This is a genomic window from Stenotrophomonas sp. YJH_SMC_69 (assembly GCF_059370495.1).
In genome coordinates this window covers 96,731-111,164 of sequence record NZ_JCAFTS010000005.1, presented here as the reverse complement: position 1 = coordinate 111,164, position 14,434 = coordinate 96,731, and the positions used below count along the sequence as shown (strand labels likewise).

Here is a 14,434-nt window from a genome sequence, read left to right as displayed (position 1 = left end):
GTTCCAGCAGGAGTTCCGCCCGTGATCAAGCCCCGTACCCCGCCCGGCACCCTTGAGCTGCTGCCGCGCGAGCAGATTGCGTTCCAGCGCATGCTGGACGTCATCCGCCGCAACTACGAGCGCTTCGGGTTCCTGCCGGTGGAGACGCCGGTGTTCGAGCTGTCCGACGTGCTGCTGACCAAGTCCGGTGGTGAGACCGAGCGCCAGGTGTATTTCGTGCAGTCCACCGGCGCGCTGGCCAACGCGGCCGAGTCGGGCGACCGTTCGCTGCCGGAAATGGCGCTGCGCTTCGACCTGACCGTGCCGCTGGCACGCTACGTGGCCGAGCACGAACACGAACTGACCTTCCCGTTCCGCCGTTACCAGATGCAGCGCGTGTACCGCGGCGAGCGTGCCCAGCGCGGTCGTTTCCGCGAGTTCTACCAGTGCGACATCGACGTGATCGGCAAGGACAGCCTGAGCGTGCGGTACGACGCTGAAGTGCTGGCGGTCATCCATGCGGTGTTCTCGGAACTGCGCATCGGTGACTTCAGCATCCAGCTGAACAACCGCAAGCTGATGCGCGGCTTCTTCGAGAGCCTGGGCGTGGCTGAAGGCGAGCGCCAGCTGGCGGTGCTGCGCGAAGTGGACAAGCTGGACAAGCGTGGCGCCGATTACGTTCGCGAGACGCTGGTGGGCGAGGGCTTCAACATCCCGGCAGAACAGGTCGAGAAGATCCTGGCCTTCGTCGCTGTGCGTTCGCAGGGCCATGCCGATGCGCTGGCGCAGCTGGCCACGCTGGAAGCCGACGCCGGTTCTTCGGAGATCCTGCGTACAGGCGTCGCCGAACTGCGCGAAGTGCTGCAGCTGGTACAGGCGCTGGGCGTGCCGGAAACCGCATACTGCCTGAACTTCTCCATTGCGCGCGGCCTGGACTATTACACCGGCACCGTCTACGAGACCACGCTGACCGACCACCCGCAGATCGGCTCGATCTGTTCGGGCGGCCGTTACGAAGACCTGGCCAGCCACTACAGCAAGTCGAAGCTGCCGGGCGTGGGTATCTCCATCGGCCTGTCGCGCCTGTTCTGGCAGCTGCGCGAGGCGGGCCTGATCGACGGCATCGAAGCCAGCAGCGTGCAGGCGCTGGTGGCGCTGATGGACGAGCAGGGCATGCCGCAGTCGCTGGACATCGCGCGCCGCCTGCGCGCCGGTGGCATCAATACCGAAGTGCAGATGGAGCCGAAGAAGATCGGCAAGCAGTTCCAGTACGCGGCCAAGGCCGGCATCCGCTTCGTGGTGCTGGCCGGTGAAGACGAGCTCGCGCGCGGCGTGGTGGCGGTGAAGGACCTGCTGCGTGAACAGCAGTTCGAAGTGTCGCGCGACGAGCTGGCCAGCACCCTGCTGGTGGAGCTGGAGCAGTCCAGGGCGATGGTGTGAAGCCGGCCGTCGCAGGGGTACTCACCGTGCTCCTGTTGGCGGGCTGCCAGAGTGACCCGGTGCTGCGCAGTGATCGGCTGGGCCCGGCGCAGTACCGGCTGCAGGTTGATCGCTGTCACGTGATCGACCGCGCGCAGCTTGAGGGCGACCTGCGGGCCCTGGCCTCGCGGACGTGCCCGGCGGGTGCAGGGGCGTTGCAGAACATCCAGTCCCTGCCGAGCCGGCAGGGCAGCCTGTTCGGGAAGTGCCCGCGGCGCGGGACGCTGCAGGCGGAGGTGCGTTGCCTGCCCTGAGTCGAGCCAGGTTGTTGATTTGAAAGCAGAACGCCCGCCCTTTGGTGGGCGTTCTGCATTTCCGGCATCCGGTCCAGGGGTCAGATCCGTTTTCCTTTGGAAAACGGACCTGACCCCATGAGGCTCCGATTTGACGCACTGCGCAAGAATGCGCTAATGTACTAACGCGCTATTACATTGATGCATGGACCCGACCCCGTGAAAGCCCGCCCCGAGATTGCCGCCAAAGACCCGAAGGCCGACCTGGAAGCCCTGGCCCGGGCCTTTGCCGCGCTGCGCGAGCCGGAGCAGGTCGAGGCATTCCTGCGCGACCTGTGCACCCCGGCCGAGCTGGAGGCCATGGCCGACCGCTGGAAGGTGGTGCCGCTGCTGCAGCAGGGCGTGCCGTACCGCGAGATCCACGAGCGCACCGGCGTCAGCGTGACCACCACCGGACGGGTGGCACGCACGCTCGAGCATGGCCATCGAGGCTATGCCGCCGCCATCGACCGCCTTGCTTCGCGCTGATCCGCGCCCCGTTCCGAACTTCGAGACCTCCCCCATGAGTGCAACCCAGGCAGCGCCGGCACGAGACCGGCTGCGTATCGCCATCCAGAAGAGTGGCCGGCTGGCCGAGCCCGCCCGCAACCTGCTCAGCGCCTGTGGTCTGAGCTGGCGCGAAAGCCGCGACAAGCTGTTCTGCTACGGCGAATCGCTGCCGGTGGACCTGTTGCTGGTGCGCGACGACGACATCCCCGGCCTGATCGCCGATGGCGTCTGCGACCTCGGCATCGTCGGTCGCAATGAACTGGACGAGCAGGCCGCAGCGCGTCGCCAGATCGGCCTGCCGGACGCCTACCAGGCGCTGCGCGGGCTGGGCTTCGGCCAGTGCCGGCTGATGCTGGCGGTGCCCGAGGAATGGCAGTGGCAGGGTCCGGCGCAGCTGGCCGGCACCCGCATCGCCACCAGCTACCCGGCCATCCTCAAGCAGTGGCTGGCGGAGCAGGGCGTGGACGCGCAGGTGGTCGAGCTGTCCGGGTCGGTGGAAATCGCCCCGCGCCTGGGTACCGCCGACCTGATCTGCGATCTGGTCTCCAGCGGCGCCACGCTGCGTGCCAACCAGTTGACCCCGGTACACAACCTGCTCGACAGCGAGGCGGTGCTGGCTGGTGCGATGCGCGTGCCGGATGACGCACGTGCATCGCTGCGCGCGATGCTGCTGCGCCGCCTCGACGGCGTGGTGCAGCGCCAGGACCGCAAGCTGCTGATGTTCCGTGCCAGCGAAGATCGCGTCGACGCGCTGGCGCAGCTGCTGGCCGATGCCGAGCCGCTGGTGCGGCTGCCGGCCGATGGTGGCGCGCTGCGCCTGCAGACCATGTGCCCCGGCCCGCTGAGCTGGCAGCGCATGGAAGAACTCGAGCGCGCGGGCGCGCAGGGCCTGATGGTACTGAGCGTGGAGCGATCGCTGGCATGAACCGTCTGATCTGGTCCCGACTTGATGAGGCCGCGCGCAGCGCGGCATTGACCCGCCCGGTGCAGGCCGTGGCCCAGCAGACCCGCGATGCCGTAGCGGCCCTGATCGCGCAGGTGCGTGCACAGGGCGACGATGCGCTGCGTGCGATTACGGCGCGTTTCGATGGCGTCGAGCTGGCCTCGTTTGAAGTTTCCGAAGCCGAATTCGCCGCTGCCGAAGCCGCCGTGCCCGCCGAACTGCGACAGGCGATGGTGGACGCCGCCGAACGCATTGCGCGCTTCCACGCCGCTGGCATGGGCAAAGGCTATGCAGTTGAAACCGCGCCGGGCGTGGTCTGCGAACGCATGCTGCGCCCGATCGGCCGGGTGGGCCTGTACGTACCGGCTGGCAGCGCGCCGTTGCCGTCCACCGCGTTGATGCTGGGCGTTCCGGCGCAGCTGGCCGGTTGCCCGCAGGTGGTGCTGTGCACCCCGCCGCGCGCCGACGGCAGTGCCGATCCGGCAGTGCTGGTAGCCGCCCGCCTGACCGGCGTGCAGCGCGTGTTCAAGCTGGGCGGCGCGCAGGCGATCGCGGCGATGGCCTATGGCACGGCCAGCATTCCGGCCTGCGACAAGCTGTTCGGGCCGGGCAACAGCTTCGTTACCGAAGCCAAGCAGCAGGTCGCACAGGACGGCGCCGCCGCCATCGACATGCCTGCCGGTCCTTCGGAGGTGCTGGTGATTGCCGATGCTGGCGCCAATCCGGCGTTCGTCGCCGCCGACCTGCTGTCGCAGGCCGAGCACGGTCCGGATTCGCAGGTGCTGCTGCTGACCGACGACGCCGTGATGCTGGCGGCGGTCGAAGCCGAGGTTGAGCGCCAGGTGGCCCTGCTGCCGCGCCAGCAGATCGCGCGCCAGGCACTGTCGGCATCGCGGCTGGTGCAGGTCGATGCGTTGGACGAGGCGTTCGCGATCAGCAACCGCTATGCACCAGAGCACCTGATCCTGGCCCTGCGTGATCCGCGCGCATGGCTGGACAAGGTGCAGGCGGCCGGCTCGGTGTTCCTGGGCGATTACACCCCCGAAGCACTGGGTGACTACTGCAGCGGCACCAACCACGTATTGCCCACCGCCGGTGCCGCGCGTGCCTACAGCGGCGTGAGCGTTGCCAGCTTCCAGAACCTGATCAGCGTGCAGAGCGCCAGCGCCGCCGGCCTGGCCGCGATCGGCGGCTGCGCGCGCATCATCGCCCGTGCCGAAGGCCTGGATGCGCACGAGCGTGCCGTTGCGTTGCGCATGGAGGTGGCGGCATGAGCGCGGCGATCGATGAGGTGCTGGCACTGGTGCGCCCGGACCTGCAGGCCTTCGCCGGCTACAGCTCGGCACGCAGCGCGGCGGTGCAGGGCGAGGTCTGGTTGAATGCCAATGAGTCGGCCTGGGCCAATGCGGCCGATCCCGCAGGCAGCAGCCGGCGCTATCCGGAGCCGCAGCCGCTCGCGCTGCGCGAGGGACTGGCGGCGCTGTACGGCGTGACGCCACAGCAGCTGCTGATCGGTCGCGGCAGCGACGAAGCCATTGATCTGCTGGTGCGCGCGCTGTGCGTGCCGGGTCGCGATGGCGTGCTGGTCACGCCGCCGGTGTTTGGCATGTACGCCGTCTGCGCACGCCTGCAGGGTGCCGCCTTGATTGAAGTGCCGCTGGTGGACAGCGAGGATGGACTGCGCACCGATCTGGATGCGGTGATCGACGCGGCCAAGGCGCAGGGTGCCAAGCTGGTGTTCCTGTGTGCGCCGTCGAACCCGGCCGGCAGTGACATCGCCCTGGATGAGGTCGAGCGCGTGGCGGTTGCGCTGCGCGGGCAGGCGCTGGTCGTGGTGGACGAGGCCTATGTCGAGTATGCACAACGGCCGTCGGCGACCACGTTGCTGGCCGCGCACGCCAATCTGGCGGTGCTGCGCACGCTGTCGAAGGCGCACGCGCTCGCGGCCGCCCGCGTTGGCACGCTGATCGCTGCCCCGGAGCTGATTGCCCTGCTGCGTCGCTGCCAGGCGCCGTACCCGGTGCCGACGCCGTGCGCGGAACTGGCCGTGCAGGCACTGCAGCCGGCCGCGCTGGCGCGCACCGCCGAGCGCGTGACCACGGTGATCGCCGAGCGCGAGCGCCTGCGTGCAGCCCTGGCCGGCCTGCCCGGCGTGTGCCGGGTGTATGCCTCGGCCGGCAACTACCTGCTGGTCCGTTTCGCCGATCCCCAGTCCGCGTTCGATACGCTGCTGGCTGCAGGCGTGGTGGTGCGCGACCAGCGCGCTGCGCCGCAGCTGGGTGATGCGCTGCGCATCAGCATCGGCAGCCCCGAAGAGAATGACCGCGTGCTTGCGGCCCTGTCGGCGCGGAGGGCCGCAGCATGACCCCGATCCTGTTCATTGACCGCGACGGTACCCTCATCGAGGAGCCGTCCGACTTCCAGATCGACGCCTACGAAAAGCTGCGCTTCGTGCCGCAGGTGATCCCGGCGCTGCTGAAGCTGCGTGATGCCGGCTACCAGTTCGTGATCGTCACCAACCAGGACGGCCTCGGCAGCGACAGCTACCCGCGCGCCAGCTTCGATGGCCCCAACGACCTGATGCTGCAGATCTTCGAGAGCCAGGGCATCACCTTCCGTGACGTGCTGATCGATTCCAGCTGGCCGCAGGACAATGCGCCGACCCGCAAGCCGGGCATCGGCCTGATGACCGCCTACCTGCAGGACCGCAGCATCGACTGGGCACGCTCGGGCATGGTCGGTGACCGGATCACCGACCTGCAGTTTGCCGCCAACCTCAACATCCGTGGTTTCCAGCTGCGCACCGCGCAGTTTGGTGGGGAGTGGGACTGGCCGGGCATCGCCCATGCGCTGGCCGACGCGCCGCGCACCGCCGTTGTCCAGCGCAACACCAAAGAAACGAAGATCCGCGTTGAGCTGGACCTGGACCGCGCGGGCGATGCACGCATTGCCACCGGCCTGCCGTTCTTCGACCACATGCTGGAGCAGATCGGCAAGCACGGCGGCTTCGCGCTGGACATCCAGGCCGAGGGTGACCTGCACATCGACGAGCACCACACCATCGAGGACACCGGGCTGGCCCTGGGCCAGGCCCTGCGCGAGGCGTTGGGCGACAAGCGCGGCATTGGCCGTTACGGCTTCACCCTGCCCATGGACGAGACCCTGGCCAGCGCTGCGCTGGACTTCAGCGGCCGTCCCTATTTCGTGTTCGAGGGCGAGTTCAAGCGCGAGCGCGTGGGCGATATGCCGACCGAGCTGGTGCCGCACTTCTTCCGTTCGCTGTGCGATGCCAGCGGTTTGAACCTCAACCTGCAGGTGCGCGGCGACAATGATCACCACAAGGTGGAGGCCTGCTTCAAGGCGCTGGCGCGCGCGCTGCGTCCGGCGCTGGCCCGGCAGGGCACGGCACTGCCGAGTACCAAGGGGGCGTTGTGAGCGATGTTGCGCTGATCGATGCCGGTGGCGCCAACCTGGGCTCGGTGCGCTACGCACTGGAGCGCCTGGGCGCGACGGTGCGGCTGGTGCGCGATGCGGACGGCCTGGTTGGTGCGCGGCGGGTGATCCTGCCCGGCGTCGGCGCCGCCGGTCCCGGCATGCAGCGCCTGCACGCTCAGGGCCTGGTGGAACCGCTGCAGCGACTGGAGGTGCCGTTGATGGGCATCTGCCTTGGCATGCAGCTGCTGTTCGAACGCTCCGAGGAAGCGGGCGTAGAGACACTGGGACTGATTCCGGGCGTGGTACGCAAGCTGGTGCCGGCCTGTGGCATCCGCGTGCCGCACATGGGCTGGAACCGCCTGCTGCCGCTGCGCGAATCGCTGTTGCTGCAGGGCGTGCCGGAACGCGCCAGCGCCTACTTCGTGCACAGCTATGCGGCGCCGCTCAATACCCACACCGTCGCTGCCTGCGACCACGGTGGCCTGTTCACCGCCGTGGTGGAGCAGGGGCGCTACTACGGCGCACAGTTCCATCCCGAGCGCTCCGGCGAGACCGGCTCGCTGATGCTGCGCAACTTCCTCGAGGGCACTGCTGCATGAGTTTCATCGTCTACCCCGCGCTGGATATCCGCGACGGCCGCGTGGTGCGGCTGCGCCAGGGCGACTACGCGCAGGAAACCTCCTATGGGGATGACCCTCTGCCGCGCGCGCAGGCCTTCGCCGCGCAGGGCGCGCAGTGGATGCATCTGGTCGACCTGGATGCCGCACGGGCCGGTGGCTACACGCTGGCGCCGCTGTTGGCATCCATTCGTGCGCAGACCCCGCTGCAGGTGCAGACCGGCGGTGGCGTGCGCGGCCGCGACGATGTGGCGCGCATCCTCGACGCTGGCGCCGGCCGCGTGGTGGTGGGTTCGCTGGCGGTGCGTCGTCACGATGAAGTGGTCGGCTGGCTGGAGGAATTCGGCGCCGATCGCATCACGATTGCGCTGGACGCGCGCCAGGACGCACAGGGGCAGTGGCAGCTGCCGGTGCACGGATGGACCGAGAACGCCGGGGTGACCCTGGATGACCTGGCCCGGCGCTACGCGCGCGCCGGCATGCGCCATCTGCTGTGCACCGACATCGCCCGCGACGGCATGCTGGCCGGGCCCAACATCAGCCTCTACCAGCACCTGTCGGCGCTGTTGCCGGGTGTGGCGGTGCAGGCGTCCGGTGGCATCCGTGACGTGGCCGATGTGGCCGAGGCGCGTGCCGCCGGCTGCGGAGGTGCCATCCTCGGCAAGGCACTGCTGGAGCAGCGCATGGACCTGAGCGAGGCGTTGGCATGTTGAGCCGCCGCATCATTCCGTGCCTGGACGTGCGCGATGGCCGCGTGGTCAAGGGCGTGCGCTTCCGCGATCACGTCGACATGGGCGACATCGCCGAGTTGGCACAGCGCTATCGCGACCAGGGCGCGGACGAGCTGGTGTTCTATGACATCGGCGCCAGTCCCGAGGCACGGTCGGTTGACGTCGCCTGGATCGAGCGCATCGCGCGCCTGATCGACATTCCGTTCTGTGTGGCCGGTGGCATCGACAGCGTGGAAACCGCGCGCCGCGCGCTGTTCGCCGGTGCCGACAAGGTGTCGATCAATTCGCCGGCGCTGGGCCGGCCGGAGCTGATCACCGAGCTGGCGGACGAGTTCGGCGTGCAGTGCGTTGTGGTGGGGGTCGATTCGGTGCGCGAGGCCGACGGGCAATGGCGGGTGCGTCGTTTCAGCGGCGATCCGGACAAGACCCAGGCGGTGCCGCTGCGCACGCTCGACTGGATCGTCGAAGCGCAACGGCGTGGAGCCGGTGAGATCGTGCTGAACTGCATGGACAGCGACGGTGTGCGCCGTGGCTACGATGTCGTGCAGCTGCAGCAGGCGCGGGCGCTGTGCCAGGTGCCGCTGATTGCCTCCGGTGGTGCCGGAGCGATGGAGCACTTCGCCGACGCCTTCGACCAGGCCGACGTCGACGGTGCGTTGGCGGCCAGTGTGTTCCACAGCGGCGCCATCGCCATTCCAGAATTGAAGCGCTACCTGCGCGGACAGCAGATCGAGGTGCGGGATGTCTATTGAAGTGAGGCCATCGCTGGATGCGCTGCAGGCGCTGGACTGGGGCAAGGGCGACGGCCTGCTGCCGGCCGTGGTGCAGGATGCCGATACCCTGCAGGTGCTGATGCTGGGCTATGTCAGCGCCGAATCGCTGGCGGCTACGCTGGCCATCGGCCACATGACCTTTTTCAGCCGCAGCAAGCAGCGGTTGTGGACCAAGGGCGAGCAGTCCGGCAACGTGCTGGTGGTGCAGTCGATCCGTGTCGACTGCGACGCCGATACGCTGCTGGTGATGGCGCGCCCGGCCGGGCCGACCTGCCACACCGGTGCCGAGAGCTGTTTCGACCAGGCGCCGAAGGATTTCCTGGGTGGGCTGGGCCAGCTGGTGGCCATGCGTGACGCGCAGCGCCCTCCCGGCAGCTACACCACCAGCCTGTTTGAAGGCGGCATCCGCCGCATCGCGCAGAAGGTGGGTGAGGAGGGCGTGGAGACCGCATTGGCCGCCGTGGCGCAGGATGATGAGGCATTGCTGGGCGAGGCGTCGGACCTGCTGTACCACCTGCTGGTGCTGCTGCGCGCGCGCGGGCTGTCGCTGGATGATGCGCGCGCGGTGCTGGAAAAACGCCATCGTTGAGGAAGGCGTACGGACCAACGGTCCGCACCCACCTCTGCAATGCAGCCGAGCATGGCTCGGCTCTACAATAGGTGGTCTTCTTCTTTCCCGGACCGCCCATGAAACTGCCTGCCGCCTGGCTGTGCTGCCTGTTGCTGACCTCGCCGGCCTGGGCCGCGGACACCGTGGTCAGCGGCAAGGTCTATCTGGAGCGTGACGGCAAGCCCGGCCGCGGTGCGACCGATCCGGGCCTGGCCGGGGTGCAGGTTTCCAACGGCGAGACCATCGTCAAGACTGCCGCTGACGGCAGCTACAGCCTGCCGGTGCGCGACGGCCAGACCGTATTCGTGATCAAGCCCGATGCCTACGCCTTCCCGAAGGCGGCGGAAGGCCTGCCTTCGTTCTGGCGCCACTACCGCCCGAACGGCTCGCCGGCGCTGAAGTACGGCGGCATCGCCGCGACCAGCGACGTCACCCGCAACTGGGACTTCGCCCTGCAGTCGGATCGGCATGACAGCCGTCGTGGTTTCCAGATGCTGGTATTCACCGATTCGCAGACCGCCAGCCTGAAGGACATCGGCTACTACCAGCAGTCGATCGTGGCGCCACTGGTCGGCCAGACCAGGGCACGCATGGGCACCACCCTGGGCGACATCGTCAACGACGACCTGACCCTGTACCCGGCGATCAACAAGGTCACCACCGAACTCGGCGTGCCGTGGTTCCACGTGCCGGGCAACCATGACCTCGACTTCGATGCGGCCAGCGACGAACACTCACTGGACAGCTGGCGCAACATCTACGGCCCGGACACCTACGCGGTGGAAGAGGGCGGCGCCAGTTTCGTGTTCCTGGACGACGTGGTGTACGACCCCAAGGCCAGGCCGAAGTACGTCGGCGGCCTGCGCGAAGACCAGTTCGCCTTCCTCGCCAGCTACCTGAAGGGCCTGCACAAGGACCGCCTGCTGGTGCTGGGCCTGCACATCCCGCTGTTCGACGCGGCGCCGGGGCGCGAGACCTTCCGCCATGCTGACCGCCAGCGCCTGTTCGACCTGCTGAAGGACTTCCGCAACGTACTGGTGCTCAGCGGCCACAGCCACACCCAGCAGCACGTCTACCACGGCAAGGCCGAGGGCTGGAACGGCGACAAGCCGCTGCACGAATACAACGTCGGTGCCAACTGCGGTGCGTTCTGGTCGGGCGTGAAGAATGCCGCTGGCGTGCCGGACAGCACCATGAGCGACGGCACGCCGAAGGGCTATGCATTGCTCGACGTGGCCGGCAACGGCAGCTATCGCCTGCAGTACCGCGTGGCCGGCAGGCCGGCCAGCGAGCAGATCGGCCTGCACGCGCCGAAGGTGCTGCGCCAGGGGGCCTACCCGGCGTGGGGTGTCTACGCCAACGTCTACATGGGCGAGGATCGGAGCGTGGTCGAGTACCGTGTCGATGGCGGCGCCTGGCAGCCGATGAAGCAGGTCAGCCAGCCCGACCCGCGCCTGATGGTGGAGAACGTGGCCGATGATCTGGCCAGCAGCCTGCGCGGCTACGACCGTTCGCCCGAGGCCACTGCGTCGCCGCACCTGTGGCGCGGCGCGCTGCCGACCGATCTTGCAGTGGGCAGCCATAAGGTCGAGGTACGCTCCACCCAGCCTGATGGCGCAGTGTTCACCGCCACCACCAGCTACAGCCTGCAGACTGCCCAGCCCTGACCCCCGCGCACCAGCGCTCCAGCGAAAGGACCCCGCATGGATATCCGCTTCATGGCCGGCACCACACCGGTGACCCTCAGCCGCCACTGGTTCACCGGCGCGATGCTGCTGCAGAGCGCCACCGAGAAGGTCTGGGTGCAGCACCCGCTGCATCCGGGCACCCACTTCTCGTTCTCGCTGGTACAGTCGTGGCTGCGCCACATCGCCGGCCACGAAGTGCTGGTCGAGCGCACCCGGCCGCTGTTGTTCGCCGGCTTCCGCCCGCAGCGCCTGCGCGTGCTGGTGGATGGGGTGCAGGTGGCCGAAGAGGAAGGCATGTAGGTTCACCTGAACCACCGGCGCGCTAGGCAAAGCCGCCCCGATGCCTGAGAATCGGGGCGATTCAATCGATCCAAGCAGGCCAGCGTGACCATCGCAGCAGCGTCAACGGTTTCCTCCGACTCCGCCCGCGGCGGTCTTCCGCGCCGTCTGGTCGTCGCCGATGTCGGCGGCACCTTTGCCCGGCTCGCGCTGGCGGAAACCCGACCCGGCCAGACGCCGCTGCTGGGCAGCCACCGTACCTATGCCTGTGCCGAGCATTCCAGCCTGGCCGCAATCCTGGCCGATTTCACCGCCGGCCTCGGCCACCCGGTGCAGACCGCGGTGGTCGCCATCGCTGGCCTGCTGGATGGCGATGTGCTGATCAACTCGAACCTGCCGTGGACGGTCTCGCTGTCGGCCACCCGCGCGCAGTCCGGGCTGCACGAACTGCAGCTGATCAATGATTTCGAAGCGGTGGCGCTGGCCATCCCCTACCTGCAGCCGGAAACCCTGGTGCCACTGAACGGCGACGCCGATCCGGCGCAGGCCTTCCCGGCGCTGGTACTGGGCGCGGGTACCGGGCTGGGCGCCGCGCTGCGTTTCGCTGATGGCGAGCGTCCGGTGCTGGCCAGCGAGATCGGTCATGCCGCGCTGGGCGCCGGCAACGCGCTGGAACTGCAGGTGCTGGGCCGCCTGCTGCAGCGTTGGCCGCACGTGGACAACGAGCGCGTGCTGTCCGGCAGCGGCCTGATGAACCTGTATCCGTGCCTGTGCGAACTGCGCGGCGTCACCCCGGTGTGGAACAGTACGGAGGCGCTGATCGGCGCCGCGCGTGGCGGTGAGGATGCACTGGCGGTGGAAACGTTGCAGGTCTTCTGTGCGTGGCTGGGCAGCCTGGCCGGCGACGCGGCGATCGCCGTCGGCGCGCGCTCGGTGTACCTGGCCGGTGGCATTTCCGCGCATGTGCAGGATTTCCTGGCCGATGGCCGCTTCCGTGAGCGCTTCCTCAACAAGGGCGTGCTGACCGAGGTGCTGCGCCAGGTGCCGGTGTGGCGCGTGGAGCATGGCCAGCTGGGCGTGCTCGGCGCAGCGGTCTGGCACGCCGCACGGCAGCCCACGCACGACTGATCGGCAGGGTTGGCATCGGGCCGGCCGTGCATTGCAGACTGGGAGGGGAAAATGGTGGATCGCAGGCAGTTCCTGCAGGCCGGTGCACTGGCCGCAGGCATGGCGGCATTGCCGGGCGTGCAGGCGCGCACGCAGGGTGGGGCCCGGGTGGTCTCCACCTGGGACTTCGGCGTACCGGCCAACCAGGCCGCATGGAAGGTGCTGGCGCAGGGTGGCAGCGCGCTGGATGCGGTGGAGGCGGGCGCACGCTGGGCCGAGAGCGAGCTGTGCAACCCTACCGTTGGCCATTGCGGCAATCCGGATCGCGACGGCGTGCTGAGCCTGGATGCGAGCATCATGGACGGCGATGGCCGTTGTGGTGCAGTGGCCGCGCTGGTGGACATCCTGCATCCGGTGTCGGTGGCCCGCAAAGTGATGGAGAACAGCCCGCATGTGCTGCTGGTCGGCGAGGGCGCGCAGCAGTTCGCGGTGCAGCAGGGGTTCGAGCGCAAGCATCTGCTGACGCCGCAGGCCGAAGCGGCCTGGCGCGAGTGGCTGAAGACCGAGAAGTACCAGCCGCAGATCAATGCCGAGCGCCGTGGCATTCCCGGCAACAGCGACAACCACGACACCATCGGCATGCTGGCACTGGACGCCAAGGGCCAGCTGGCCGGTGCCTGCACCACCAGCGGCATGGCGTGGAAACTGCACGGTCGCGTTGGCGACAGTCCGATCATCGGCGCCGGCCTGTACGTCGACAACGACGTCGGCGCGGCCACTGCTTCGGGGGTGGGTGAAGAGATGATCCGCAACGCGGCTTCGTTCCTGGTGGTCGAGCTGATGCGCCAGGGGCGTTCACCGGCGCAGGCCTGCCGTGAAGCCATCGACCGCGTGGTGCGCAAGCGCCCGGAAGCGAGCAGAACGTTGCAGGTGTGCTTCCTGGCCATGAACAAGCAGGGCGAGGTCGGTGCCTACGCGCTGCATCGTGGCTTCGTCTATGCGGTGTGCGATGCGCAGCGCCAGGATGACCTGCGTGACTCGCCGTCGATCTACACGAGCACCCAGGCGTGAGTACGCGGCTGACCCTGGAGATCGCCAGCAACTCGCTGGCCTCGGCGCTGGCCGCGCAGGCTGGCGGCGCCGACCGCATCGAACTGTTCGACAACCTGGCCGAGGGCGGCACCACGCCGTCGTTCGCCAGCATCGCGATGGCCCGCGAGCGCCTGTCGATTCCGCTGTTCGTGCTGGTGCGGCCACGCCCGGGCGACTTCCACTACGACGCGCTGGAAACCGAACTGATGCTGCGTGACATCGCGCAGTGCCGCGCGCTGGGTTGCGATGGCGTGGTGATCGGCGCGCTGGACGTGCAGGGCGGCATCGACCTGGCGCTGTGCCGGGAACTGGTGCAGGCCGCCGGGCCGTTGCAGGTGACCTTCCATCGCGCCTTCGACGCCGCCCGCGATCTGCCGGCGGCGCTGGAGCAGGTGATCGGGCTGGGCTGCCAGCGCGTGCTGACCTCGGGCGGGCAGGCCAGCGCCGAGGCCGGTGCCGATGTGCTGGCGGGCCTGGTCACCCAGGCGGCGGGGCGCATCACGGTGATGGCTGGCGCCGGATTGGCCGCGGGCAACATCGCAACCGTCGCGCGGCAGACCGGCTGTACCGAACTGCACGCCTCCGCAAAAGGCCTGCGCCGCTCGGCGATGCAGTTCCAGAACCCGGCGCTGCGCGGTCTGGACCCGGACTGGAGCCAGACCGCCGCCGCTACCGTGGCCGCGCTGCGGCAGGCGCTGGACGGCTGATCGCTGCCCAGGGTCGGATCCCTTCGCAGAAGGGCTCTGACCCCGGCGCTGTCACGCGACGGACAAAACCGTTCCGCGCGCGGTTGTCGTGATCGTGTCACTACTTCGTGCGCCGTTCTCTCAGCGATGTTTCGCAACTCTTTGATTGTTCTGGACACCGGCAGCCGATAGCGGCAATCCGCCGGCTGTTGCTGCGTTGCCGCATGCCGGGC

Annotated in this window: 16 protein-coding genes; all 16 read left to right on the top strand. The window is 68.6% G+C overall.

Annotated features, from left to right (window positions below; genetic code table 11):
• The first annotated feature begins 21 nt into the window (after positions 1-21).
• Positions 22-1,419 carry a histidine--tRNA ligase gene (gene hisS, locus AC5P8F_RS10480; RefSeq protein WP_032958002.1) on the top strand — a complete coding sequence of 466 codons (1,398 nt, stop codon included), beginning with the start codon at positions 22-24 and terminating at the stop codon, positions 1,417-1,419.
• A 26-nt stretch (positions 1,420-1,445) separates the two neighbouring features.
• On the top strand, positions 1,446-1,712 hold the full coding sequence (locus AC5P8F_RS10475; protein WP_495228071.1) for a hypothetical protein: 267 nt from the start codon (positions 1,446-1,448) through the stop codon (positions 1,710-1,712).
• Between the two features lie 198 nt (positions 1,713-1,910).
• A complete protein-coding gene (locus AC5P8F_RS10470; protein ID WP_005416326.1) occupies positions 1,911-2,219 on the top strand; it encodes a YerC/YecD family TrpR-related protein in 309 nt (102 codons plus the stop codon).
• A 34-nt stretch (positions 2,220-2,253) separates the two neighbouring features.
• Complete coding sequence (hisG, locus tag AC5P8F_RS10465) at positions 2,254-3,165, top strand: ATP phosphoribosyltransferase (RefSeq protein WP_032957997.1); 912 nt, start codon at positions 2,254-2,256, stop codon at positions 3,163-3,165.
• On the top strand, positions 3,162-4,457 hold the full coding sequence (gene hisD / locus AC5P8F_RS10460) for a histidinol dehydrogenase (protein ID WP_032957995.1): 1,296 nt from the start codon (positions 3,162-3,164) through the stop codon (positions 4,455-4,457). Before hisG ends, hisD begins: the two co-directional genes overlap by 4 nt.
• Entirely contained in the window at positions 4,454-5,548 is a 1,095-nt protein-coding gene (gene hisC / locus AC5P8F_RS10455) for a histidinol-phosphate transaminase (protein WP_069118396.1), read from the top strand. The genes hisD and hisC overlap by 4 nt, the downstream gene beginning before the upstream one ends.
• Positions 5,545-6,618, top strand: coding sequence for a bifunctional histidinol-phosphatase/imidazoleglycerol-phosphate dehydratase HisB (gene hisB / locus AC5P8F_RS10450; RefSeq protein ID WP_014646950.1), 1,074 nt, complete (start codon positions 5,545-5,547; stop codon positions 6,616-6,618). Before hisC ends, hisB begins: the two co-directional genes overlap by 4 nt.
• Positions 6,615-7,217, top strand: a complete 603-nt coding sequence (gene hisH / locus AC5P8F_RS10445; RefSeq protein ID WP_032957991.1) for an imidazole glycerol phosphate synthase subunit HisH — start codon at positions 6,615-6,617, stop codon at positions 7,215-7,217. The genes hisB and hisH overlap by 4 nt, the downstream gene beginning before the upstream one ends.
• Positions 7,214-7,948, top strand: coding sequence for a 1-(5-phosphoribosyl)-5-[(5-phosphoribosylamino)methylideneamino]imidazole-4-carboxamide isomerase (hisA, locus tag AC5P8F_RS10440; RefSeq protein ID WP_495228067.1), 735 nt, complete (start codon positions 7,214-7,216; stop codon positions 7,946-7,948). Before hisH ends, hisA begins: the two co-directional genes overlap by 4 nt.
• On the top strand, positions 7,942-8,718 hold the full coding sequence (gene hisF / locus AC5P8F_RS10435; RefSeq protein ID WP_495228064.1) for an imidazole glycerol phosphate synthase subunit HisF: 777 nt from the start codon (positions 7,942-7,944) through the stop codon (positions 8,716-8,718). Before hisA ends, hisF begins: the two co-directional genes overlap by 7 nt.
• Entirely contained in the window at positions 8,708-9,328 is a 621-nt protein-coding gene (hisIE, locus tag AC5P8F_RS10430) for a bifunctional phosphoribosyl-AMP cyclohydrolase/phosphoribosyl-ATP diphosphatase HisIE (protein ID WP_014646954.1), read from the top strand. Before hisF ends, hisIE begins: the two co-directional genes overlap by 11 nt.
• Positions 9,329-9,426: 98 nt before the next feature.
• A complete protein-coding gene (locus tag AC5P8F_RS10425; protein ID WP_329768651.1) occupies positions 9,427-11,016 on the top strand; it encodes a calcineurin-like phosphoesterase family protein in 1,590 nt (529 codons plus the stop codon).
• Positions 11,017-11,052: 36 nt separating this feature from the next.
• Positions 11,053-11,337 carry a hypothetical protein gene (locus tag AC5P8F_RS10420; RefSeq protein ID WP_046430369.1) on the top strand — a complete coding sequence of 95 codons (285 nt, stop codon included), beginning with the start codon at positions 11,053-11,055 and terminating at the stop codon, positions 11,335-11,337.
• 84 nt (positions 11,338-11,421) lie between these two features.
• Positions 11,422-12,444, top strand: coding sequence for a glucokinase (locus AC5P8F_RS10415; RefSeq protein WP_014646956.1), 1,023 nt, complete (start codon positions 11,422-11,424; stop codon positions 12,442-12,444).
• A gap of 51 nt (positions 12,445-12,495) precedes the next feature.
• Entirely contained in the window at positions 12,496-13,494 is a 999-nt protein-coding gene (locus AC5P8F_RS10410) for a glycosylasparaginase (protein WP_041863371.1), read from the top strand.
• Positions 13,491-14,222, top strand: coding sequence for a copper homeostasis protein CutC (locus AC5P8F_RS10405; RefSeq protein WP_445979005.1), 732 nt, complete (start codon positions 13,491-13,493; stop codon positions 14,220-14,222). Before AC5P8F_RS10410 ends, AC5P8F_RS10405 begins: the two co-directional genes overlap by 4 nt.
• Positions 14,223-14,434 lie beyond the last annotated feature (212 nt).

Coding starts and splice junctions, on each gene's coding strand:
- hisG (WP_032957997.1), top strand. CDS start 2,254: ATGAGTGCAACCCAGGCAGCGCCGGCACGAGACCGGCTGCGTATCGCC.
- hisD (WP_032957995.1), top strand. CDS start 3,162: ATGAACCGTCTGATCTGGTCCCGACTTGATGAGGCCGCGCGCAGCGCG.
- hisC (WP_069118396.1), top strand. CDS start 4,454: ATGAGCGCGGCGATCGATGAGGTGCTGGCACTGGTGCGCCCGGACCTG.
- hisB (WP_014646950.1), top strand. CDS start 5,545: ATGACCCCGATCCTGTTCATTGACCGCGACGGTACCCTCATCGAGGAG.
- hisA (WP_495228067.1), top strand. CDS start 7,214: ATGAGTTTCATCGTCTACCCCGCGCTGGATATCCGCGACGGCCGCGTG.
- hisF (WP_495228064.1), top strand. CDS start 7,942: ATGTTGAGCCGCCGCATCATTCCGTGCCTGGACGTGCGCGATGGCCGC.
- hisIE (WP_014646954.1), top strand. CDS start 8,708: ATGTCTATTGAAGTGAGGCCATCGCTGGATGCGCTGCAGGCGCTGGAC.
- AC5P8F_RS10425 (WP_329768651.1), top strand. CDS start 9,427: ATGAAACTGCCTGCCGCCTGGCTGTGCTGCCTGTTGCTGACCTCGCCG.
- AC5P8F_RS10420 (WP_046430369.1), top strand. CDS start 11,053: ATGGATATCCGCTTCATGGCCGGCACCACACCGGTGACCCTCAGCCGC.
- AC5P8F_RS10410 (WP_041863371.1), top strand. CDS start 12,496: ATGGTGGATCGCAGGCAGTTCCTGCAGGCCGGTGCACTGGCCGCAGGC.